The following is a 20,979-nucleotide window of genomic DNA, read 5'->3' as shown; positions in this document are numbered from 1 at the left end:
GGCGTGAGGGGTGGTTGGGGGGTAGTTGGGCGACAACGCCGGGCCACCTGGCAGGCACCCGGCAGCGCGGCATTACATGAAGTTGTACTGGATGCCCAGGCGCCAGCGGGCCTGGCGGTCGTCGGTGTAGGCGTTGACCTTGATGTCACCCACTTCCATGAACGGCGCCCACTGCTTGTTGAGCTTGTACTTGACGATCAGGTTTTGCTCGTAGTCGCTCTTCTTGTTGTCGTAGCGGATGTAGTCGGTGTCGAAATAAATGTACTGGTACTCGAAGGCCCACGGCCCTTTCGGGGTGTAGCCGAGCCAGCCTTCGAGCCGAGTGGTGTTCTGGTTGTCCTTGGCGCGGTCTGCCTTGGAGTGGTCGATCTGGTCGCGGTCGAGGTTGCGCGCGTCGTGCCGCACACGGGTGGCGACGTACCAGGTGTCGCTGATCTTGTAGTTGTACTTCAAGCCGAACTTGTAGGTGGTGGCGTCCTTGGAGCTGTCCATCTGGAACGCGGGGGTGAGGGTCGACTTGGGACTCAGCTTGTAGTTGTAGTCCACGGTGAACTCATGGCCGTTGTTGACCATGTTGTCGTACGCCACGTCCTCGCGGTCGCCGGCGGTCTTGTACTTGATCTCGGCGGCGAAGCCCAGGCCAGTGTCCATCCGGTAGTTCAGCTTGATCCGGTCGGAATGGATGCTGTCGTCTTCGGTGTAGCCGTGGCGGTAGTTGATGCTGGCCGAGTCTGCGCAGGCATAAAACGACAGGCCGAGTGTACTGACAGCAATGAGATTGCGGAGTGTGGTGTTCATTCGATCTTCTTTTCTTGTTTTTGTTGAGGTCGTTTTGAAGCGGGTGGTCACGATCGGATGCGGTAAGGGGCAGGGCGCCGCGATCAGATGCGGCAAAGTTATCGTACAACATTTCGGTTGTCTACGATTTCTTCAGTGGTTGTCGGATGACCTTACGGATCGCCTTTGAAATGCCTGATATAGAGGCTTTAGTGCAACCATAGGAATGCGATCGGTATCCCAAAAGAGGTAAAAAATCAGAAGGCGAAGCCATTTTTTAAAGTTTTTAAGGGGTGCTTTTCAAAAGTTGTATGATGACGTAGGATGACCTCCAGAGCGTGACTCACCCGCCACAAATCCAATAAGAAGGCTCAGACGTCCATGATCATCACTGCTGTAAACGTCCAGGTTTTTTCCTACCCCACGCGCCGCGCTGTCGACAGCGCCGGCCATGCCCACCCCGGTGACGTAACCCAGGCCAAGATGGCGCTGCTGCGCATCACCACCGAATGCGGTAACGAAGGCTATGCACTGGGTGCCCCTGAACTGATCCGCCCCTACGTGCTCGATGGTTTCGTGCGCAAAGTGCTGGTCGGCGCAAACGCCTTCGACCGCGAGAAGATCTGGCACGACCTCGCCCACTGGCAGCGCGGCAGTGCCAGCCAGTTGACCGATCGCGCCCTGGCGTTGGTCGAGCAGGCCTTGTGGGACTGGGCCGGGCGCAAGCTCAATGTGCCGGTGCACAAGTTGATTGGTGGCTACCGCGACAAAGTGCCTGCGTATGGCTCTACCATGTGTGGCGATGAGCTTGAAGGTGGCCTGTCGACCCCTGAGGAATACGGGCGCTTTGCCGAAACCCTGGTCAAGCGCGGCTATAAAGCGATCAAGCTGCACACCTGGATGCCGCCTGTGTCGTTCGCGCCTAGCGTGAGCATGGATATCAAGGCCTGCGCCGCGGTGCGCGAGGCAGTCGGCCCGGACATCGCCCTGATGATCGACGGCTACCACTGGTACAGCCGCACCGACGCCCTGACCATCGGCCGTGCCCTGGAAAAGCTCGACTTCGCCTGGTTCGAAGAGCCGATGATGGAAGACTCCGCCGAATCCTATGCCTGGCTGTCCAGCCAGTTGGACATCCCGGTACTGGGCCCGGAAAGCCTGGGTGGCAAGCACCTGAGCCGGGCCAGTTGGGTCAAGAACGATGTGTGTGACATCCTGCGTGCCGGGGTTGCCGGGGTCGGTGGCATCGCCCCATGCCTGAAGGTGGCGCACATGGCCGAGTCATTTGGCATGGATTGCGAGATCCACGGCAACGGCGCAGCCAACCTGGCCGTGGTCGGGGCGATCAAGAACTGCACCTGGTACGAGCGCGGCCTGCTGCACCCGTTCCTCGACTACGACGAAGTACCGGCCTACCTCAAGCGCCTGGTCGACCCGATGGACAAGGACGGCTTCGTGCACCTGTCGGACCTGCCGGGCCTGGGTGAAGAGATCGATTTCGACTACGTCGAGACCCACACACTGCAACGCTTCTGATTCGTGCATGGCGGCACGCGCCCTCGCGTGCCGCCCGAGAGTCCAATAACTATAAAAAGGCAATCTCACATGAGCGTTCTCCCCACATTCTGGGCAGGGGTCCTTGCTGCATCGCTGGCAATGACCTCGGTACCTGCTGCTTTCGCCAAGACGCCGGCCGACCAGTTGATCGTCGGCATGAGCATGATCAACCTGTTGTCCCTCGACCCAGCCGGTGCCACCGGGCTGGACGTTTCCGAGGTCAACGCCAACCTGTACGACATGCTGCTGGTGCAGGATGCGCAGCAACCGGACCAGCTGGTGCCGGCGCTGGCGCAAAGCTGGCAGGTCAGCGATGACCGCAAGACCCTCACCTTCAAGTTGCGCGAAGGCGTGAAGTTCCAGTCCGGCAACGCGTTCAGTGCCGAGGACGTCGCCTGGTCGCTGCAGCGCATCCTCAAGCTCAACTTGGCCCTGGCCTCGACATGGAAGGCCTACGGCTTCACGGCGGGCAACGTCGCCCAGTACATGCGCGCCAGCGATGAACACACCTTTGTCCTCGAGCTGCCGCGGCCGACCGACCCGCTGTTGGTGCTGAATACCCTGGCGACCTCGCCCAGCGCGTTCATCCTCGACCGCAAGGTCGTCCAGCAACACCAGAAGGGCGACGACATGGGCGCCGCCTGGCTGACCACCCATGCCGCTGGCAGCGGCCCGTTCATTCTTAATGACTGGCGTGCCAACGACGTGATCCTGATGAGCCGTTTCGACGGCTATTGGGGTGGCCCGGCCAAGCTCAAGCGCATCGTCATGCGCAACATGACCGAATCGCAGTCGCTGCGGCTGATGGTGGAGCGCGGCGACCTGGACCTGGCCAAGGGCATGTCCGCCCCGGACATCGAAGCGCTGGAGAAGTCCGACAAGGTGCGCACCGAGACCGTGCAGCGCGGCACGCTCTACTACGTGGCGCTGAGCGTCAAACAAAAACCCTACGACGACGCCCGCGTGCGCAAGGCCGTGCGTTCGCTGATCGACTATCAGGGCATCAACCAGACCGTCATGCCGCATTACGGCCAGCTCAATCAGCGCCCGCTGCCGCTGGGCCTGCCGGCACGCCTGGACGATCCCGGCTATAGCCTGAACGTGGCCGAAGCAAAAAAACTGCTGGCAGAAGCCGGTTACCCCAATGGTTTCAAGACCACCATCCGCGTGCTCACCGAACCCCCGTTCATCAACATTGCCTCCAGCCTGCAGGCCACCCTGGCCCAGGCCGGCATCCAGGCCACCATCGTCACCGGCACCGGCAACCAGATCTACGGCGCCATGCGCGAACGCAGTTTCGACATCCTGGTAGGCCGCGGCGGCGGCGGTGCCGAGCGGCACCCGCATTCCAGCTTGCGCACCCTGGTGTACAACCCGGACAACCGTGATGAAGCCAAGCTGAGCAACTTCCAGGGCTGGCGCACGTCGTTCTACAGCCCTGAGTTGAACACCCTCATCGAACAGGCCGAAGTCGAACCGGACAAGGCGCGCCAGTTGGCCCAGTACCAGCAGATCCAGACGTCCCTGGACGCCCAAGTGGGCGCGATTCTGCCGGTGTCGCAGATGACCGACACCGTGGTGCTGTACCACGACGTGCAGAACTATCAGGCCCACAGCGCGGCCACCACCCGTTACAAAGACGTCTACAAGTCGCGATGAGCGGGACGGGGGCGCCCGCGCCCCTTACGCCTCGGTGTTTGCTGAACGCTTTTTCAGGAGCCTGTTATGTTGCTTTCGACTGCCTCTGTGCTGGGCACGCGCGTGTCTGCCACTGCCCGACGGGCCAGCACGGTCCTGGTGACCTTGCTCGGCCTGTTGGCGCTGACATTCTTCATTGGTCGGGTGATGCCGCTGGACCCGGTGCTGGCCGTGGTCGGGCCGGACGCCGACAGCTCCACCTATGACCAGGTCTACCAGGCGATGGGCCTGGACAAGCCGATCTGGACCCAGTTCGGGCTGTACCTCAACGATTTGCTGCACGGTGATTTCGGCAATGCGCTGCTCACCGGCCACCCGGTGCTGGAGGACATCAAGCGGGTGTTCCCGGCGACCATCGAGCTGGCCACGCTGGCGATCCTGTTCGGCATCCTCATCGGCCTGCCGCTGGGTGTGGTTGCCGCCAGCAACCAGGGCAAGCTGGGCGACCATGTGGCTCGGGTGATCACGTTGTTCGGTTACTCCACGCCGATTTTCTGGGTGGGCATGATGGGCCTGCTGGTGTTCTACGCCTGGCTCGGCTGGGCGGGCGGGGCAGGGCGTATCGACCTCGCCTACGACGGCATGGTCCCGGACGTGACCGGCCTGCTGCTGATCGACACCGCCCTGGCGCGTGACTGGGAGGCGTTCAGCAGTGCCTTGCGCCACATCATCTTGCCGGGGCTGATCCTGGGCTTGAACTCGGTGGCCTATATCAGCCGCATGACGCGAAGCTTCATGCTCGAGCAGTTGTCGCAGGAATACATCATCACGGCGCGGGTCAAGGGCCTGTCGCGTCGCCAGGTGGTGTGGGGCCATGCGTTTCGCAACATCCTCGTGCAACTGCTGACCGTGGTGGCGCTGGCCTACGGCTCGCTGCTCGAAGGCGCGGTGCTGATCGAGACGGTGTTCGCCTGGCCGGGCTTTGGCCAATACCTCACCAGCAGCCTGATGCTCGGTGACATGAACGCGGTGATGGGCTGCGTGCTGGTGATCGGCCTGATCTTCGTCGCCCTCAACCTGATCAGCGATGCCCTGTACAAGGTGTTCGACCCAAGGACCCGCTAAGCCCCCAGGGGCTGCGTGAACACATTGCATAACTATAAAAAGAAGGACGCCCACATGAAGACTGCACTTCCCCCGCTGCACATGAGCCTGCTGGGTGCAATCCTGGCCCTGGCGCCGATGGCCGCCGTGCAGGCCAAGACCCCTGCCGACCAGTTGATCGTCGGCATGAGCATGGTCAACCTGTTTTCCATCGACCCGGCCAATGCGCCGGGCCTGGATGCCTCCGGGGTCAACGCCAACCTGTACGACACCTTGGTCAAGCGCGACCAGGGCAACCCGGAAAAACACCTGCCACAGCTGGCCGAACGCTGGGACATCAGCGAAGACGGCAAGCAGATCACCTTCCATTTGCGCAACGACGTCAAATTCCATTCCGGCAACCCGCTGACCGCCGAGGATGTGGCTTGGTCGCTGTACCGGGTGATGAAGCTCAACTTCGGCCTGGCCACCACCTGGAAGGCCTACGGCTACAACGTCGACAACATCCAGGCGCTGATCCGCGCCACCGATGCACAGACCCTGGTGGTCGACTTGCCACAACCGACTGACCCGCTGCTGCTGATCGACTCGCTGGCGACCTCGCCCAGTGCGGTCATTGTCGACCGCCTAGAAGTGCTGAAGCATAAAAAAAACGGCGACCTCGGCGCCGCCTGGCTGGTCACCCATGAAGCGGGGAGCGGCCCGTTCACGCTGGCCAAGTGGAGTGCCAACGATGCGTTGGTGATGAACCGTTTCGACGGCTACTGGGCTGGCCCGGCGAAAATGAAGCGGGTGCTGGTGCGGCACATGACCGAGTCGCAATCGCTGCGCCTGATGCTCGAACGCGGCGACCTGGACCTCGCCTACGGCATGGCCGCACCGGATATCAAAGCCGTCGAGCGCTCTGACCAGTTGCAGGTGCAGCCCTTGCAGCGCGGCACCATGTACTACGTGGCGATGAGCATGAAGCAGCCGGAGTTCGCCAACCCGAAAGTACGCGAAGCCGTGCGTTACCTGATTGATTACAAAGGCATCGACGAACAGGTCATGCCGCATTACGGCATGCTCAACCAGCAACCGATGCAACTGGGCCTGGACGCGCGCCTGCCAGACCCTGGCTACCGGCTCGACGTGGCCAAAGCCAAGGCGTTGCTGAGCGAAGCCGGCTACCCGCAAGGCTTCAGTACCACGCTGCGGACGCTGTCTGAACCGCCCTTCATCGACATTGCCGCGCGCATGCAATCGACCCTGGCCGAAGGCGGCATCAAGGCCAGCATCGTCACCGGCACCGGCAACCAGGTGTACGGCGCCATGCGTGCGCGCAACTTTGAAATGATCGTGGCCCGTGGGGCCGAGCGCTATCCGCACCCGTACTTCAGCCTGCGCACCTTCGTCTACAACCCCGACAACAGCGATGCCGCCGGGCTGCCCAACTTCCAGGGCTGGCGCGCGTCGTTCTTCGACCAACAGCTGAATGCGCTGATCGACCAGGCTGGGGTCGAGCGTGACGCCGGCAAGCGCCTGAACCTGTACCACCAGGCACAGCAGCGTTACGACCAACAGGTCGGCCCGATCATGATGATCTCGCAGATGACCGACACCGCCGTCAGTGCAGTGGACGTCAAGGGCTTCACCGGCGATGACGCCGAGGCGACCCGTTACCTGGGCGTCTACAAGCAACGCTGAACACTGCCGAGGGCGTCTGCGGGCGCCCCAGGTGGCCATGATTTCACATCGAGAACATGCCGATGATTGCCAACCTGTCTTCTACCGTTTCAAGCGACAAGCCGCAGGCCGACAACGCACCTGCGTCCAGTGTCGATGCGCTGTACAAAAGCAGCCTGCGGGTGCTGCGCCACCTGCTGCGCAACCCGATGACCCTGGCTGGCCTGCTGGTGGCCTTGCTGCTGGTGGTGGTCGCCGCCTTCGCGCCGTGGATCGCCACCCATGACCCGGTCGTGCAGAACCTCGCCAACGCCCTGCAGGCACCCGGTGCCGCGCACTGGTTCGGCACCGACGAGTACGGCCGCGACATCTTTAGCCGGCTGGTGTACGGCTCACGCATCACCCTGTACATCATTACCCTGGTGACCGTGATCGTCGGCCCGATCGGGTTGTTCATCGGCACGGTGTCGGGGTATTTCGGTGGCGTCGTCGACACCGTGTTCATGCGCATCACCGATATTTTCATCTCGTTCCCAAGCCTGGTGCTGGCGCTGGCGTTCATTGCTGCGCTCGGCCCTGGCCTGGAGCATGCCGTGGTCGCCATCGCGCTGACCTCATGGCCGCCGATCGCTCGCCTGGCGCGGGCCGAAACGCTGTCGCTGCGCAAGGCTGACTTTGTCGTTGCGGTCGAGCTGCAGGGCGCGTCGTCGACGCGGATCATCCTGCGCCACATCGTGCCGATGTGCCTGTCGTCGGTGATCATCCGCCTGACCATGAACATGGCCGGCATCATCCTCACCGCGGCTGCATTGGGCTTTCTTGGCCTGGGCGCGCAGGCGCCGTTGCCGGAGTGGGGCGCGATGATCTCCACCGGCCGACGCTACATGCTCGAATGCTGGTGGCTGGTGGCCGTACCGGGGGCTGCGATCATGCTGGTGAGCCTGGCGTTCAACCTGTTGGGCGATGGCCTGCGGGACATTCTCGACCCGCGTAGCGAGTAACTGGAGGCTTTATGTCGACGCTCAAACTCACTGTCGATTCGCTCAATGTGCGCTTCGTCAATGGCAAGAAAGAAATGCACGCGGTACGCGATGTGTCGTTCACCTTGGGCCGCGAGAAGCTCGCCATCGTCGGCGAGTCCGGTTCGGGCAAGTCCACCGTCGGGCGCAGCTTGCTCAAGCTGCACCCCAATAGCACGCAGATCACTGCCAAGGCCCTGCAGTTCGGCGATGTCGACTTGCTCAGTGCCAGCGAAAAGGCCATGCAGAAGATTCGCGGCCAGCGCATTTCGATGATCATGCAAGACCCCAAGTACTCGCTCAACCCGGTGGTCAAGGTGGGCGATCAGATTGCCGAAGCCTACCTGGCGCACCACAAGGCCAGCCGCAGCGAGGCCCGCGAGCGGGTCTTGCTAATGCTGGAAAAGGTCCATATCCGTGACCCCAAGCGGGTCTACAACCTGTACCCGCATGAAGTCAGCGGCGGCATGGGCCAGCGCATCATGATCGCCATGATGGTCATCACCAACCCGGAGGTGATCATCGCGGATGAGCCGACCTCGGCACTGGATGTGTCGGTACGCCAGCAGGTGCTCAATGTGCTCGAAGAACTGGTGGTGGAACAGCAGATGGGGCTGATTTTCGTCAGCCACGACCTCAACCTGGTTCGCAATTACTGCGACAGGGTGCTGGTGATGTATGCCGGACGGGTGGTCGAGTCGCTGGCCGCCTGCGACCTGCAATATGCCGAACACCCCTATACCCGTGGCCTGCTGGCGGCCCTGCCGAGCATGGACAACCGCCGCCCACGCCTGCCGGTCCTGCAACGCGACCCGCTGTGGCTCACCTGCTGAGGGAACTTACATGAGCATGATCCAAGCACAATCGCTGAACCTGAGTTTTGGTGCGGGCGCCGCCTGCAACCAGGTGCTGCACGATGTCGACCTGACGGTCGAAGACGGCGAGTCGTTCGGCCTAGTGGGCGAGTCGGGTTCGGGCAAGACCACGGTCTTGCGCTGCCTGGCCGGGCAGTACCGGCACTGGAGCGGGGCGCTGAGCATTGCCGGCGTCCCGCTGCAGCACAAACTGCCCAAGGAGCACTTTCGCAAGGTCCAGATGGTGTTCCAAGACCCTTACGGTTCGCTGCACCCGCGGCACACCATCGACACCGCGTTGCGCGAGCCATTGACCATTCATGGCCTGGGCGAGCGCGATGACCGCATCAACGACATCCTGGTCAAGGTCGGCTTGAACGACAGCTTCCGTTACCGCTACCCGCACCAGCTGTCAGGCGGGCAACGCCAGCGCGTGGCGATCGCCCGGGCGCTGATTCTCGAACCCCGGGTGTTGCTGCTGGACGAGCCGACGTCGGCGCTCGATGTGTCGGTGCAGGCAGAGATTCTCAACCTGCTGGCGGACCTGCGTCAGCGCGAGAAACTCACCTACCTGATGGTGACCCACGACCTGGGTGTGGTCAGCCATTTGTGCGACAAGGTCGCGGTGATGCAACAGGGGCGGATTGTCGAGCGCCTGGACAGCCAAGCCTTGAGCCAGGACCTGGCCAGCCACGACTACACCCGCATGCTGGTGCAGGCCAGCCGCGATTTCAGTGCTGAATCGCCGCGTATGGCGCTCGTCTGAAGCGACCCGGGCTGCTGCGCAGCCCATCGCAGGCAAGCCAGCTCCCACAGGCCACCGCTGCCCGGTAGGAGCTGGCTTGCCTGCGATGGGCCGCAAAGCGGCCCCCAAGGCACAACTGTCACAGGCAAAAACAAGGAAGATAACCCCATGCCGCATGCAAACACCGCGACCACCCGATCACTGCTGACTGTCCTGGCACTCGGCTTCAGTTCACCCCTTTGGGCACTCGAAGCGCCGAGCAAAATCCTGGTCCCGACGCTGGCCTACGACGACCAGCAGATAATCCTGGTCTGGGAGAAACCCGCCGACCCTGCCGACATCGCCGATTACCACGTCTACGCCAATGGCAAGCTGCTCGGTGGTAGCAACGCCAACAACGGGCACGTGTCCCCGGCCAAACCCTATATCGACCGCTTCTACGAGCAGGACACGCGCAATTTCCACCACCGTATCGCCATCCACAGCTACACCGCAGTTGGCCTGGCCCCCGACACTGAATACCGCTTCACCGTGCGTTCGGTGGACCACGCCGGCAAGGAATCGGCCGACAGCCCGGTAATCGTCCAACGTACGACCGCCGTGCCGGCACTGTTCGACGTGCGCCACTATGGCGCCAAGGGCGACGGCCAGACCCTCGATACCGCCGCCATCCAGAAGGCCATCGACGCCTGTACCGTCGGCTGCAAAGTGCTGCTGCCAGCAGGTACCTACAAAAGCGGCGCGCTGTACCTCAAAAGCAACATGACCCTGGAAATCGCCGAGGGCGCGACCCTGCTCGGGTCCGAGCGTGCCGAAGACTACCCTCGCGATGGCTATATCCAGTACCCGTACTCCACCACCGTACGCCCGGCCTCGCTGATCAACGCCTTGCCGCGTGACCCGCGTGCGCACCAGGCATTCGAGAACATACGCATCGTCGGCAAGGGGGTCATTGATGGTAATGGCTGGAAGCGCAACGCCGACATCGTCGATGAACGTGGCCAACCGCTGCCGTTCTACCTGCCCAGCGACAACACCCGCTACCTGCAGGACGGCGTGCTGGCCAAGGCCCAGGTCGCTCGCGCCGTGGCCGAAGGCATGAACGTCAAGGATGCCTATGGCCAAATGCGCTCGTCGCTGGTCACCTTGCGCAACGTCAAGAACGTGTTCTATGGCGGCTTCACGGTCCTCAACCCGGCTTATCACGGCATCATGAACCTGGAGACCGAGAACGTGGTGCTGGCCAACACCACGCACAAGACCTACGACGCCAACAACGGCGATGGCATCGAATTCGCCAACAGCCGCGGCGCATTGGTGTTCAACAACTTCTTCGACACCGGCGATGACTGCGTCAACTTCGCAGCCGGCACCGGCGCCGATGCGGTCAAGCAAAGGCCCCAGGAAGACGCGTGGATCTTCAACAACTACTTCCGCAAGGGCCACGGCATGGTCGTGGCTGGCAGCCACACGGGGGCGTGGATCCAGAACATCCTGGCCGAAGATAACGTGTCTGACGGCACCGATACCGGCTTACGCATGAAGAGCACCAATTTCATGGGCGGTGGCGCGCGTAATGTGGTGTTCCGTGATTCGGCGATGCGCAATACGGTCAAGCAGGCGTTCATCTTCACCCTCGACTACAACGACCCGAACGCCAAGCTGGACTACAAGAAGTCGACCATCGCCGGCCAGTTCCGCGATGTGCGGGTTAGCAATGTAACGGTCGAGAATGCCCAACTGGCGGCGATCGAGGTCAAGGGCGACAGCCTGCACGGCGCTTACCACCAAGGCCTGTCCTTCGAGCGTGTGCGTTTCAGCGGGCCGGCCAAGGCCAAGATCGATGGCTTGAAGGGCTCACGGTTCGACACGGTCCACTTCAGCGAAACCGGCAGTGCCAACCCGTGGCAGGTCAGTGCCAGCGACGGGTTGGTCTTCGAGGATGTGCAACCGGCGCCTGAAGCGGCTCACTCGCTGTAGACAGCCTGGTGTTTCTGCGCCTCGCGCAGGCGCATGCGGCTATTGCTCAAATGCAGGAACATGGCCGCACGCGCCGCATCGACCTGCTTGCTGACGATGGCGTCGAAGATTTGCTGGTGTTCGGCGTTGATCCCCGCCAGGTAGGTGCTGCGGTTGCTCTGCCCGGTATAGGCGGAGTTCATCCGGGTGCGCGGGATCAGCTTGGTGCCCAGGTGTTTCATGATGTCGATGAGGTACGGGTTGCCGGCCGCTTTGGCGATCTTCAGGTGGAACTGGAAGTCGGCGTTGGTGGTACTGCCGGACTTTTCCGGGCCTTGCAGCAACGCCTGCAACGCTTGCTCCAGCTCGTCGATGGCCTGTGGCGTGGCCCGTTCGGCGGCCATGCCTGCAGCCTGGACTTCCAGGCTTAGGCGGAACTCCAGCAGGTCGAGGACGTCGGACAACAGCACAATGGTAGCGGGCCCGACGTTGAAGCCTTCGGGTGCCGGCATGTCGAGGACGAAGGTGCCGACGCCATGCTGGGTCTCGACCAGGCCTGCCGCCTGCATGCGCGACAACGCATCACGCACTACCGAGCGACTGACGCTTTCGGCGGCCATGATCTGCGTTTCGGTGGGCAGTTTGTCGCCGCGTTTGAGGGTGCCGTCACGCATGCGTTGGGCAAAGCGTTCGACCAACGATTCGGCCAGGCGGCGAGGTTTGATTCGGGCAATAGCCGTGAGGTCAGACATCATCGTGCTCTTGTGAGATCAGCGGGCATTATAGTGCGTTTTGACGTAAAACTGCGGTTACAATCGTTCATCGTCTGGTTTTTGAATGGATCCTCTGATGGAGCGTGTCAACCCTGAACGACGTGTCAGCCTGGCCCAGCAACTGGTGCTTGAACTGTCACGTAGCATACTGGCCGGCGAGCTACCGGCGGGCACCAAGTTGCCGACCGAACAAGCCTTTACCGAGGCGCGCAAGGTCAGCCGTACCGTGGTTCGCGAAGCGATGTCGCGGCTGCAGGCAGAGGGCCTGGTCGAGACCCGCCGAGGCATCGGCACGTTCGTGGTCGACACCACCCGGCCAGGCGACTTTCAGGACAGCCAGCACGAGAAGGGCAGCGCCCTCGATGCGGTGGCGCTCATCGAATTGCGCTTGAGCCTGGAGGTGGAGTGCGCTGCGCTTGCTGCGCAGCGTGCTACGTCAAGCCAGTTGCAGGCCATTGCCGACGCCCTGGGCGAAGCCAATGCTGTGGGGCCGTTGCACCAGGACAGCACGCGCATCGTATTCGAGTTTCACCTGCAAATTGCCCTGTGCACCGGCAACAGCTTCTTTATCGATGCCATGCGCCACCTGGCCGATACCCTGATGCGTGGCGCGCAGAGCAACGTTACCCAACAGCAACGCGCACAACAGGTGCGTGAGCGCGAGCAGATTTATGCTGCACTCGCGCACCAGGACGCCGATGCCGCCCGGGCAGCGATGCGGCTGCACCTGACCAACGAACTGCACCGTGCGCAACAAGCGGCCCAGCCCCCGGCGTAAAAACTCTGAATTTTCCCGTGGTGGGCGCAGTCGACCGTGTATAGCCCACTGACGGAGTACGCACATGTCTCGCCCCGATGAACCCAAGCCTTACACACCTACCGAAATCGACGACACCGAAGACCGCATGGGCAGTGTCCATGAGCTGGACTTCAGTGACCGTCACGACGAACGCGAAGGGCGGGTGGGCGACGAACGACCTGCCCGTGAAGACGAGCATGAGTTTCCACCACAGCGCGTCGCCGAAAGTGGCATGACCGGCGGCGAAGCGTTGAGCGACAGCCTGCACGAAGACAACGTCACCTATGACGACATGAGCCCGGATACCTTGCTGGACGAGACCGGTGCTCGCGACCCGTTTGAAGAGGGTGACGGCGAAGGGCCGGCAGACCAGTCGTTGCGGCAAGTCAATGCTAACGAGATTGGCGGTGGTTTTGGGCTGGATGAGGCTGAACTGGCGCGTTCGGCGCCATTGGACGGTGAGCCGTGGACCGATGATGTGGTTGATGAGGAAGATAAGTCCTAATTGATCGGGGCCGCTGCGCGGCCCATCGCCGGCAAGCCAGCTCCTACAGGAGAGCGAGATTCCTTGTAGGAGCTGGCTTGCCGGCGATGGGCTGCGCAGCAGCCCCAATTCCCCGCGCCGATGCCCTGTAGAGCGCTAGGCCGGATTATCACGCTGGCGCATGGCCTTGGCGCGTTTCTCCAGAATCAGGTACGTGATGACTGCCAACAGCAGCGGAAGCAGGTAATACAGCGTGCGATACCCCAGCAATGCTGCTACCAGCGTACCCTGTTGCATCTGGCCATGCAGCAACGCCAGAAACACCGTCTCAAGCACGCCAAGCCCGGCCGGGATGTGCGCAACCACGCCGGCCACGCAACTGATCAGCAGTATCCCGAGGATCGATGGGTAGAAGGCTTCGCCAGGCAGCAACCAGAAGATCAGCAAGGCCATCAACGCCCAGTTGCTGGCGCCAAGGGCAACCTGGGCCAGCGCCAGACGCCAGCCAGGCAAGGTGACTTCGTGATCACGCCATTGCCAGGTGCGTTTTTTCGCAAAGCCGCAGGCCAGCAAGTAGCCGATGGCGATTGCCAGCAAGCCAAACCCGATCAGTTGCAACCCCGTTGCCCCGACTGCCCAACTGTCCGGCAGGTCCACCAGGCGCAGGGCGAATACCGTACCCGCCAACAACATGTAGCCCATCCAGTTGGTGAGTAAGCCAAGGGTCAGGATGCGGGTGATCGTCGCGGTATCCAGACCTAGCCGGCCGTACAGCCGATAACGCAACGCGACGCCGCCCACCCAGGTGGTGAAGTTGAGGTTGAAGGCATAACAGACGAATGCCACAGGCAACACCTGCCTGGCAGGCAGGTTGTGGCCTGTATAGGCACGCGCCAGCAGGTCGTAGCTGGCAAACGTCAGGTAGCTGAACAGCGCAACCGCCAACCCGATCGCCAGAGTGCCAGGCTTGTAGGCCAGCAGCGACTGGCGCACCTCGTCCCAGTCCAGGTTGCGCGCCAGCATGAACAGCAAGGCTGGAATCAACAAAAGGAAGAGCAAGGTGAACAGGCGCTTGGCCCAGATTTGCCAACGTTTACGCGCCATCACGTCTGGCCCTCATGCATATCGCCGTGGGCTTCTACCTCCGGCTGCACCGAGCGCAGGCGCTGGCGGTGCGCCGGGAACCAGCCGGCAATGCGCGGAAAGTGACGTATGGCGTGGAAGCACAGGAAAATCAGCGGCGCACGCCACCAGTAACCGCGAACCATCCGCTCCAAGGTGACGGCCTTGCACTCTTCGCTGGCCAGCGACTGCAGGTGCTGATGCAATTGTTGGTTGAAGCCGTGATCGCGGATGAACAGGTTGGCTTCAAGGTTCAACGACAGGCTCAAGGGGTCGAGATTGCTCGAGCCGACAGTGGCCCACTGGTCATCGACCAGCGCGACCTTGCCATGCAAAGGCCGGCTGCAGTACTCGTGAATGTGCACACCATCGCGCAGAAGATAGTTGTACAACAGCCGGGACAAGGCCCGCACCCAGCGCATGTCTGGCTGGCCTTGCAATATTAAGGTCACATCCACCCCACGCCTCGCCGCGTTGCGCAGCTCCCGCAGCAACCGGTAACCCGGAAAGAAATAGGCATTGGCCACCACGATACGCTGCCGGGCAGCGCGGAAGGCTTGCAGGTACTGGGCTTCGATGGCCGTTCTGCGCTGGCCATTGTCGCGCTCGACCAGCAGGGCAGTGATAGCCCCGGTGGGCTCGGTGACAGGACGCACCTCACTGGGTGGCTGCAGCACGGGGGACATCAGGCGACGGCTGGTGGCATGCACCTGCGCGACCACCGGGCCGGTAACCTCCACGGCATAGTCCTGCTTGGCCATGGGGCCGTAGTCGCCCAGGTGATCGGCACTGTAGTTGATACCGCCGATGAACGCGCGCTGCCCATCGATGACCACGATCTTGCGGTGCAGGCGGCGGAACAGGTTGGTGCGCATGCCCACCAGCCGGGGCTGCGGGTCGAAGGCATGAAAGTTGACGCCGGCTTCGGTCATGGCCGAGATGAACGTGTCGGGCAGGTCGGCAGTGCCGTAACCATCGACCGCCACTTCGACGCGCACGCCGCGCTGCGCGGCGTCTATCAGCACCTGCTGCAACTGCTGGCCGACCTTGTCATCGAAGATGATGAACGTCTCCAGCAGGATTTCCTCCCGCGCCTGGGCCATCGCTTCAAACACGCGCGGGTAATACTCTTCGCCGTTGATCAACAGCTGCACGCTGTTGCCCTCTAGCCAAGGTCGGTTCATAGGCTGATCTCCGCAGTGAGGGGGGCATGGTCGGAAAGGTGCGACCATGGGTACTTCGACAGCACCTGCGCCTTGCTCGGCATGGCATTGCGCAGGTAGATGCGGTCAAGCCGCAACAGCGGCAAGCGCGCTGGAAAACTGCGCGCCGGGGTGCCGAAACGCTCGCCAAAGGCTTCAACCAAGTGTTCGGACAGCGCCACATCCGCTTTTAGGCGCCAGTCATTGAAATCGCCGGCAATGATCACCGGCGCATCGGGCGGCAAGCTGTCGAGCAGCTCCAGCAACAGGCGTACCTGGCGCTGGCGGTGTGATTCTCGCAGGCCCAGGTGCACGCACACTGCATGCACCTCTTTATGCCCAGGCACCTCTAGGCGGCAATGGAGCAGGCCACGCTGCTCATTGCCGTCGATGGATACATCCCGGTTGTCGAACTGGCTGATGGGGAATTTCGACAGCAAGGCATTGCCGTGGTCGCCATGGGGGTACACAGCGTTACGACCATAGGCGAACTGCGGCCACATGCTGTCGGCCAGAAACTCGTACTGCGGCGTTTCCGGCCAGGCTGCGTGGCGCTCGGCATGCTGCTGGTGGCTGCCGTGCACTTCCTGCAGAAACACCAGGTCGGCGCCCGTGGCGCGCACGGCCTCGCGCAGCTCAGGCAGGATGAAACGCCGGTTGAAGGGGGTGAAACCCTTGTGCACGTTGAGGGTCAGCACGGTCAGCGTTTGCACCGTGGTGACGTTGTCGATGATGCAACGCGGTGTGGGCAAGGTCTTGTTCATAGCTCAACCTCCGGCTCGACACCGGGTTCGGTGAGCAGGTCATAGTCCAGCTTCAACTTCTCCAAAAGGCGCCGGGCATCGTAGGGCGCGTGGACCTTCTGGTCGTTGTCGAAGTAGCAGTAGATATCACGCGTGGCACGCTTGGGCGGTGCGCCGGGTAGCACGGTGTGTGCGTCGTCTGCCTGGCTGCCTTGGCTCCATCGCAGAATGCGCTGTTTCCAGCGGCGCAAGGCCTGCGCCGTGTAGCCACTGCTGTAGAGCTCCACATCACCGTGCAGGCGCATGTAGACGAAATCGGCCGTGACATCTTCGACATAGGGCCATTTCCCTGCACTGTCAGCCACGACCAATGCCACGCGGTGTTTGCGCAACAGCTTCACGAAGGCTTCGCACAGAAAGCTCTCGTGGCGGATTTCTACGGCGTGGCGCAAGCGTGCGTTGCCTCTGATTTCGGTGCCGCCATTGCCCTTGAGCCGCTCGTCACACCCTTGTGCGCATTCGCGCGCCGCTTTTCGGTTACGCGGCAGCAGCGCCAGAAACTGTGCAAAGCGTGCTTCGTCGAACTTCATGTTGGGTGGGAACTGCCACAGAAACGGACCCAGCTTGTCGCCCAGTAACAAAGGCCCGGAAGCAAAGAAATTGGCCACCGGCGCTTCGATGTCCTTGAGCCGCCGTACATGGGTGATGTAGCGCGGTGCCTTTACCGAGAATACAAAGCCGTCCGGCGTCTCCTCACGCCACCCCAGATACCGTTCAGGCGTCTGCAGGCTGTAGAACGAGCCATTGATCTCGATGCTGTTGACTGCCCGCGAGGCGAACGCGAGTTCACTGTCCTGGCGCAGCCCTTTGGGGTAGAAATCCTTGCGCCAAGGGCCATAGCGCCAACCTGATATACCAATACGGATCTCGCTCACGCTGCCTTCCTCATTGCCAGCTTTTTGAGAGGTCGCTCTGAAAGTGCGACTGATGCGCGGCCGTGAGGTTCAGCACGGTTGACCAACGGGGAATGCACGCAGAGTTGAACTTTGCCGCGGTTGGCGTCTCCACCGCATAGCGGGTGCAAAAGACGACTACACCCCATGACGGATTGGCCATTCACCGGCATGAACCGCCAACCCTGGAGGCAACCATGGCCAGACACATCATCCATTTCACCGGGCCGATCAACTCATCCACCTGCGGCAACCTGATCAACACCTGTTCGCGCGCCATGCAGCAGGGCGCACAGCTGCTGCAACTGAACATCGCGACCATGGGCGGGGAGTGCAGCTACGGGTTTACTTTGTACAACTTCCTGCGGGCGCTGCCGATTCCGCTGCATACCCACAACCTGGGGACGGTGGAATCCATGGGTAACATCCTGTTTCTGGCGGGCGAGCATCGCACCGCCTGCGCGTTCAGCAAGTTCTTGTTTCACCCTTTCCATTGGACGCTGCACGGTTCGGTCGACCACGCCAGGATGGCCGAATACGCCATGAGCCTGGATTACGACCTACGGCTGTACGCTCAAATCGTGGCAGAGCGAACCCAAGGCAGTTCCGAAGTGCTGGACGTGCCCCGTTACCTGATGGCCTACCCGCGGATACTGGGGCCGGAGGAAGCACTGGAGAGCGGGCTGATCCATGCCATCGACGAACTGCCGATCGAGTCCGATTCCACCCAGTGGAGCGTGCATGCCTAATGCCGCCACGCAAGCATTTGGCCTGGTGGCGTTTGGCACCACCCGTCAGCCGTGTGCAATTCGATTGAGCATTGCCCGTATTTGCTGGCTCGGAATCAAGGTACGGCCCAGCAACCTTTCCATCGCAAGGAGATACGACATGGCGCGTGATCAAGAACGTACCAGCCAGCGCGGCGGCACCAAGGAAACCAACTCGGGCAATTTTGCCAACGACCGGGAGAAAGCCTCCCGGGCCGGGCACAAAGGCGGCAAGGTGTCGGGTGGCAACTTCGCCAATGACCGTGAACGCGCCGCTGAGGCCGGCCGCAAGGGTGGCCAGAACAGCCATGGCGGCGGACGGCGATCGTAACGATTGTCCTAGGTTGGCAAATTTTTTGAATTTTCTGGCACTGCCCAGATCAATCAAAAGGTCATCCATGGAGAAGAGGAGGCCCCTGCGATGCCTGGTCCACAGCTGTACATCATCGACTACCAACTGCATGGCCAACCGCGCAGTTTCATCATCCGCCTGGAACGGTTGGACAATGCCGAGGCCTGGCATTGGGCCAGCTGTGATGCGGGCATCGGCATCATTCCGAAATTCGGGCGGGAAAAGATCAAGAAAGTCAGCAGGCCAATGGCCGAACGGTATGGGATTACCGCCGTGAGCTGGCGTATTTCCGGGAGCAAGCCCAATCAATCGGTGGGTGACCCAGCCGTGGTGGGTTGATGAATGAATGAGCGATGGGCTGCGAGGCAGCCCATCGTTTGGCAGGTAGGCTACTCAGTCAACCTTCTTCAATACCAAGGTCAGAATGTCATAGCTGGCCACCAGCTCCCCCAGCTGGTTGGTAACCTCAACGTCCCACGCCACCACGCCTTGCGGCTGCCCCAACGGGCTAGCCTTGCCCTGGTCGATCTTGCGCTTGCAGGTCAGGCGGGCCTGGATCGTGTCGCCAATGCCTACGGGGTTGATGAAGCGCAGGGTATCCAGGCCGTAGTTGGCCAGCACCGGGCCGGCGCCAGGGGATACAAACAGGCCCGCTGCTGCCGACAGCACGAAGTAGCCATGGGCGATACGCTTGCCAAACTGCGATTCCTTGGCGGCGATCTCGTCGAAGTGCATGTAGAAGTGGTCACCCGACAAGCAGCCGAAGTTGACCAGGTCTGCCTCGGTCACCGTACGGCGGTGGGTTAACAGCGACTCGCCGATACGCAAGTCCTGGAAGTAGCGACGGAACGGGTGCACTTCGCTCTCGATCACTTCTGCGCCGCGCACGTACTCGCCCGTTACCGCCGTGAGCATGCTCGGTGAGCCTTGTACGGCCGCACGCTGGAGGTAGTGCTTGACTGCGCGCAGGCCGCCCAGCTCTTCACCGCCACCCGCGCGGCCGGGGCCGCCGTGCTTGAGTTGCGGCAGCGGCGAGCCATGCCCAGTGGATTCCAGCGCGGCTTCGCGGTCCAGCACCAGCAGGCGGCCGTGCCAGGCAGCCGCCACGGGGATGGCTTTGGCGGCAACGGCGCGGTCGGCAGTGACCAGGGTCGCCACCAGGCTGCCCTTGCCGCGGGCAGCCAGGGCCAGGGCTTCGTCAAGGTCATCGTAGGCCATCAGCGTGCTGACCGGCCCGAACGCTTCGATATCGTGCGCACCACCTTCAGCATGCGGGTCGCGGGCCTGGAGCAGGGTCGGCGCAAAGAACGCGCCCTCGGCAACACCCTCACCACGCGGCGCGAAACCGTCGCTGGCGCCGAACAGCTGGTCGCAGCTCTGCAGCAGGCTGCGTACACGCTCGCCAACGTCGCGCTGCTGGTCATGCGAGGCCAGGGCACCCATGCGCACGCCTTCCACTGAAGGGTCGCCCACCACCACCTTGCTCAGGCGCTCGCGCAGGCGGGTAGCGACGGCATCGATATGCTTGGCTGGGACGATGGCGCGGCGGATGGCGGTGCATTTTTGCCCGGCTTTGGTGGTCATTTCGCGGACCACCTCCTTGATGTACAGGTCAAACTCTTCGCTGTCCGGGGTCACGTCCGGGCCGAGAATCGCGCAGTTCAGCGAATCCGCTTCGGCGGTGAACGGTACCGAGTTGCGGATCAGGTTCGGCGTGACGCGCAGTTTGGCGGCGGTATCGGCGGAGCCAGTAAAGGTCACTACATCCTGCCCCTGCAAGCGGTCGAGCAGGTCGCCGGTGCTGCCGATCACCAACTGCAAGCTGCCGTCGGGCAATAGGCCCGACGCGTTCATCAGGCGCACCACGGCTTCAGTCAGGTAACTGGTCGAGGTAGCGGGCTTGATGATGCACGGCATGCCGGCCAGGAAGGTCGGGGCAAACTTCTCGAGCATGCCCCAGATCGGGAAGTTGAACGCATTGATGTGCACGGCGACCCCAGCACGCGGCACCAGGATATGGCTGCCAGCAAAGTGGCCTTGCTTGCCCAGCGGTATTGCAGGGCCTTCGTGCACCAGGTTGCCGGAGGGCAGTTCGCGGCTGCCGATGCCGGCATAGGCGAACAGTGTGGCGTTACCGCCTTCGATGTCGATCCAGCTGTCGGCGCGGGTGGCGCCACTGTGGTGGGACAAGGCGTAAAGCTGCTCTTTGCGCTCGGCCAGGTACAAGGCCAGGGCCTTGAGGCGGGCGGCGCGCTGTTGGAAGTCCATGGCCATGAGTGCGGCCAGGCCACGGGCGCGGGCAAAGTCCACGGCTTCGGCGAAATCCGGGCGCTCTTCATGGCTGTAGGCCAGAACGTGACCGTTCAAGGCGCTGCGCAGGGCCTGGGCGCCGTGCTGGCCGATCCAGCGACCGGCAATGAAGCTTTGCAGGGTTGGGGCGTCAGACATGCTGTTCTCCATGCTGTT

General features: G+C 62.2%; 19 protein-coding genes and 1 pseudogene. 13 read left to right on the top strand and 7 right to left on the bottom strand.

What is annotated here, in order from left to right; translation table 11 throughout:
* Window positions 1-72 precede the first annotated feature (72 nt).
* Window positions 73-798, bottom strand: coding sequence for an oligogalacturonate-specific porin KdgM family protein (locus HU750_RS18090; protein ID WP_027593218.1), 726 nt, complete (start codon window positions 796-798; stop codon window positions 73-75).
* A 360-nt stretch (window positions 799-1,158) separates the two neighbouring features.
* Here HU750_RS18090 and HU750_RS18085 point away from each other — a divergent pair, with 360 nt between their 5' ends.
* From HU750_RS18085 to HU750_RS18050, 8 genes are all read left to right on the top strand, one after another.
* A complete protein-coding gene (locus HU750_RS18085; protein ID WP_085272840.1) occupies window positions 1,159-2,313 on the top strand; it encodes a mandelate racemase family protein in 1,155 nt (384 codons plus the stop codon).
* Window positions 2,314-2,382: 69 nt separating this feature from the next.
* Window positions 2,383-3,993 (top strand): ABC transporter substrate-binding protein, encoded by a 1,611-nt coding sequence (locus tag HU750_RS18080; RefSeq protein ID WP_027593220.1) that lies wholly within the window; start codon window positions 2,383-2,385, stop codon window positions 3,991-3,993.
* Window positions 3,994-4,059: 66 nt separating this feature from the next.
* Entirely contained in the window at window positions 4,060-5,097 is a 1,038-nt protein-coding gene (locus HU750_RS18075) for an ABC transporter permease (protein WP_027593221.1), read from the top strand.
* A gap of 54 nt (window positions 5,098-5,151) precedes the next feature.
* Window positions 5,152-6,762, top strand: coding sequence for an ABC transporter substrate-binding protein (locus HU750_RS18070; RefSeq protein WP_186681553.1), 1,611 nt, complete (start codon window positions 5,152-5,154; stop codon window positions 6,760-6,762).
* Between the two features lie 62 nt (window positions 6,763-6,824).
* A complete protein-coding gene (locus tag HU750_RS18065) occupies window positions 6,825-7,742 on the top strand; it encodes an ABC transporter permease (RefSeq protein WP_186681551.1) in 918 nt (305 codons plus the stop codon).
* Between the two features lie 11 nt (window positions 7,743-7,753).
* The gene (locus HU750_RS18060; RefSeq protein ID WP_099429354.1) at window positions 7,754-8,593 is read left to right on the top strand and encodes an ABC transporter ATP-binding protein; all 840 of its coding nucleotides are present in this window, start codon (window positions 7,754-7,756) and stop codon (window positions 8,591-8,593) included.
* A gap of 10 nt (window positions 8,594-8,603) precedes the next feature.
* Window positions 8,604-9,380, top strand: coding sequence for an ABC transporter ATP-binding protein (locus HU750_RS18055; RefSeq protein WP_186681548.1), 777 nt, complete (start codon window positions 8,604-8,606; stop codon window positions 9,378-9,380).
* A 147-nt stretch (window positions 9,381-9,527) separates the two neighbouring features.
* The gene (locus HU750_RS18050) at window positions 9,528-11,339 is read left to right on the top strand and encodes a glycosyl hydrolase family 28 protein (RefSeq protein ID WP_186681546.1); all 1,812 of its coding nucleotides are present in this window, start codon (window positions 9,528-9,530) and stop codon (window positions 11,337-11,339) included.
* On the opposite strand, the gene HU750_RS18045 is transcribed toward HU750_RS18050, so the two are convergent.
* On the bottom strand, window positions 11,327-12,070 hold the full coding sequence (locus tag HU750_RS18045; RefSeq protein ID WP_027593227.1) for a FadR/GntR family transcriptional regulator: 744 nt from the start codon (window positions 12,068-12,070) through the stop codon (window positions 11,327-11,329). The two genes, HU750_RS18050 and HU750_RS18045, sit on opposite strands and share 13 nt — an antisense overlap.
* A gap of 97 nt (window positions 12,071-12,167) precedes the next feature.
* On the opposite strand from HU750_RS18045, the gene HU750_RS18040 reads away from it, so the two are divergent.
* Window positions 12,168-12,869: a FadR/GntR family transcriptional regulator gene (locus HU750_RS18040; protein WP_085272843.1), complete on the top strand. Its 702-nt coding sequence runs from the start codon at window positions 12,168-12,170 to the stop codon at window positions 12,867-12,869.
* 64 nt (window positions 12,870-12,933) lie between these two features.
* Window positions 12,934-13,395 (top strand): phosphotransferase system, HPr-related protein, encoded by a 462-nt coding sequence (locus HU750_RS18035; protein ID WP_099454129.1) that lies wholly within the window; start codon window positions 12,934-12,936, stop codon window positions 13,393-13,395.
* A gap of 135 nt (window positions 13,396-13,530) precedes the next feature.
* On the opposite strand, the gene HU750_RS18030 is transcribed toward HU750_RS18035, so the two are convergent.
* From HU750_RS18030 to HU750_RS18015, 4 genes are read right to left on the bottom strand one after another with little or no spacing between them, the layout of a single operon-like run.
* Window positions 13,531-14,478: a lysylphosphatidylglycerol synthase domain-containing protein gene (locus HU750_RS18030; protein WP_186681544.1), complete on the bottom strand. Its 948-nt coding sequence runs from the start codon at window positions 14,476-14,478 to the stop codon at window positions 13,531-13,533.
* Window positions 14,478-15,680 (bottom strand): cardiolipin synthase ClsB, encoded by a 1,203-nt coding sequence (gene clsB, locus HU750_RS18025; RefSeq protein WP_186681542.1) that lies wholly within the window; start codon window positions 15,678-15,680, stop codon window positions 14,478-14,480. The genes HU750_RS18030 and clsB overlap by 1 nt, the downstream gene beginning before the upstream one ends.
* Window positions 15,677-16,462 carry an endonuclease/exonuclease/phosphatase family protein gene (locus HU750_RS18020; protein WP_186681540.1) on the bottom strand — a complete coding sequence of 262 codons (786 nt, stop codon included), beginning with the start codon at window positions 16,460-16,462 and terminating at the stop codon, window positions 15,677-15,679. Before HU750_RS18020 ends, clsB begins: the two co-directional genes overlap by 4 nt.
* Window positions 16,459-17,376: a DUF72 domain-containing protein gene (locus HU750_RS18015; protein WP_186681538.1), complete on the bottom strand. Its 918-nt coding sequence runs from the start codon at window positions 17,374-17,376 to the stop codon at window positions 16,459-16,461. Before HU750_RS18015 ends, HU750_RS18020 begins: the two co-directional genes overlap by 4 nt.
* Before the next feature lie 215 nt (window positions 17,377-17,591).
* Between HU750_RS18015 and HU750_RS18010 the strand changes: the two genes are divergently transcribed.
* From HU750_RS18010 to HU750_RS18000, 3 genes and pseudogenes are all read left to right on the top strand, one after another.
* Window positions 17,592-18,143 carry an ATP-dependent Clp protease proteolytic subunit gene (locus HU750_RS18010; RefSeq protein WP_186681536.1) on the top strand — a complete coding sequence of 184 codons (552 nt, stop codon included), beginning with the start codon at window positions 17,592-17,594 and terminating at the stop codon, window positions 18,141-18,143.
* A 193-nt stretch (window positions 18,144-18,336) separates the two neighbouring features.
* Window positions 18,337-18,492: pseudogene (locus HU750_RS18005) on the top strand (con-10 family general stress protein); the annotation flags it as partial.
* A gap of 90 nt (window positions 18,493-18,582) precedes the next feature.
* Window positions 18,583-18,852: a DUF6555 family protein gene (locus HU750_RS18000; protein WP_027593236.1), complete on the top strand. Its 270-nt coding sequence runs from the start codon at window positions 18,583-18,585 to the stop codon at window positions 18,850-18,852.
* A gap of 54 nt (window positions 18,853-18,906) precedes the next feature.
* Here HU750_RS18000 and paaZ read toward each other — a convergent pair whose 3' ends face one another.
* Window positions 18,907-20,961 carry a phenylacetic acid degradation bifunctional protein PaaZ gene (gene paaZ, locus HU750_RS17995; protein ID WP_186681534.1) on the bottom strand — a complete coding sequence of 685 codons (2,055 nt, stop codon included), beginning with the start codon at window positions 20,959-20,961 and terminating at the stop codon, window positions 18,907-18,909.
* Between the last annotated feature and the right edge of the window lie 18 nt (window positions 20,962-20,979).

The organism is Pseudomonas sp. SWRI50 (genome assembly GCF_014269095.1).
GTDB lineage: Bacteria > Pseudomonadota > Gammaproteobacteria > Pseudomonadales > Pseudomonadaceae > Aquipseudomonas > Aquipseudomonas kermanshahensis.
This window is presented reverse-complemented; position numbering and strand designations above follow the sequence as displayed.

Excerpts from the sequence above, each read along its gene's own strand:
- HU750_RS18090 (WP_027593218.1), bottom strand. The coding sequence starts at position 798 with ATGAACACCACACTCCGCAATCTCATTGCTGTCAGTACACTCGGCCTG.
- HU750_RS18085 (WP_085272840.1), top strand. The coding sequence starts at position 1,159 with ATGATCATCACTGCTGTAAACGTCCAGGTTTTTTCCTACCCCACGCGC.
- HU750_RS18080 (WP_027593220.1), top strand. The coding sequence starts at position 2,383 with ATGAGCGTTCTCCCCACATTCTGGGCAGGGGTCCTTGCTGCATCGCTG.
- HU750_RS18075 (WP_027593221.1), top strand. The coding sequence starts at position 4,060 with ATGTTGCTTTCGACTGCCTCTGTGCTGGGCACGCGCGTGTCTGCCACT.
- HU750_RS18070 (WP_186681553.1), top strand. The coding sequence starts at position 5,152 with ATGAAGACTGCACTTCCCCCGCTGCACATGAGCCTGCTGGGTGCAATC.
- HU750_RS18065 (WP_186681551.1), top strand. The coding sequence starts at position 6,825 with ATGATTGCCAACCTGTCTTCTACCGTTTCAAGCGACAAGCCGCAGGCC.
- HU750_RS18060 (WP_099429354.1), top strand. The coding sequence starts at position 7,754 with ATGTCGACGCTCAAACTCACTGTCGATTCGCTCAATGTGCGCTTCGTC.
- HU750_RS18055 (WP_186681548.1), top strand. The coding sequence starts at position 8,604 with ATGAGCATGATCCAAGCACAATCGCTGAACCTGAGTTTTGGTGCGGGC.
- HU750_RS18050 (WP_186681546.1), top strand. The coding sequence starts at position 9,528 with ATGCCGCATGCAAACACCGCGACCACCCGATCACTGCTGACTGTCCTG.
- HU750_RS18045 (WP_027593227.1), bottom strand. The coding sequence starts at position 12,070 with ATGTCTGACCTCACGGCTATTGCCCGAATCAAACCTCGCCGCCTGGCC.
- HU750_RS18040 (WP_085272843.1), top strand. The coding sequence starts at position 12,168 with ATGGAGCGTGTCAACCCTGAACGACGTGTCAGCCTGGCCCAGCAACTG.
- HU750_RS18035 (WP_099454129.1), top strand. The coding sequence starts at position 12,934 with ATGTCTCGCCCCGATGAACCCAAGCCTTACACACCTACCGAAATCGAC.
- HU750_RS18030 (WP_186681544.1), bottom strand. The coding sequence starts at position 14,478 with ATGGCGCGTAAACGTTGGCAAATCTGGGCCAAGCGCCTGTTCACCTTG.
- clsB (WP_186681542.1), bottom strand. The coding sequence starts at position 15,680 with ATGAACCGACCTTGGCTAGAGGGCAACAGCGTGCAGCTGTTGATCAAC.
- HU750_RS18020 (WP_186681540.1), bottom strand. The coding sequence starts at position 16,462 with ATGAACAAGACCTTGCCCACACCGCGTTGCATCATCGACAACGTCACC.
- HU750_RS18010 (WP_186681536.1), top strand. The coding sequence starts at position 17,592 with ATGGCCAGACACATCATCCATTTCACCGGGCCGATCAACTCATCCACC.
- HU750_RS18000 (WP_027593236.1), top strand. The coding sequence starts at position 18,583 with ATGCCTGGTCCACAGCTGTACATCATCGACTACCAACTGCATGGCCAA.
- paaZ (WP_186681534.1), bottom strand. The coding sequence starts at position 20,961 with ATGTCTGACGCCCCAACCCTGCAAAGCTTCATTGCCGGTCGCTGGATC.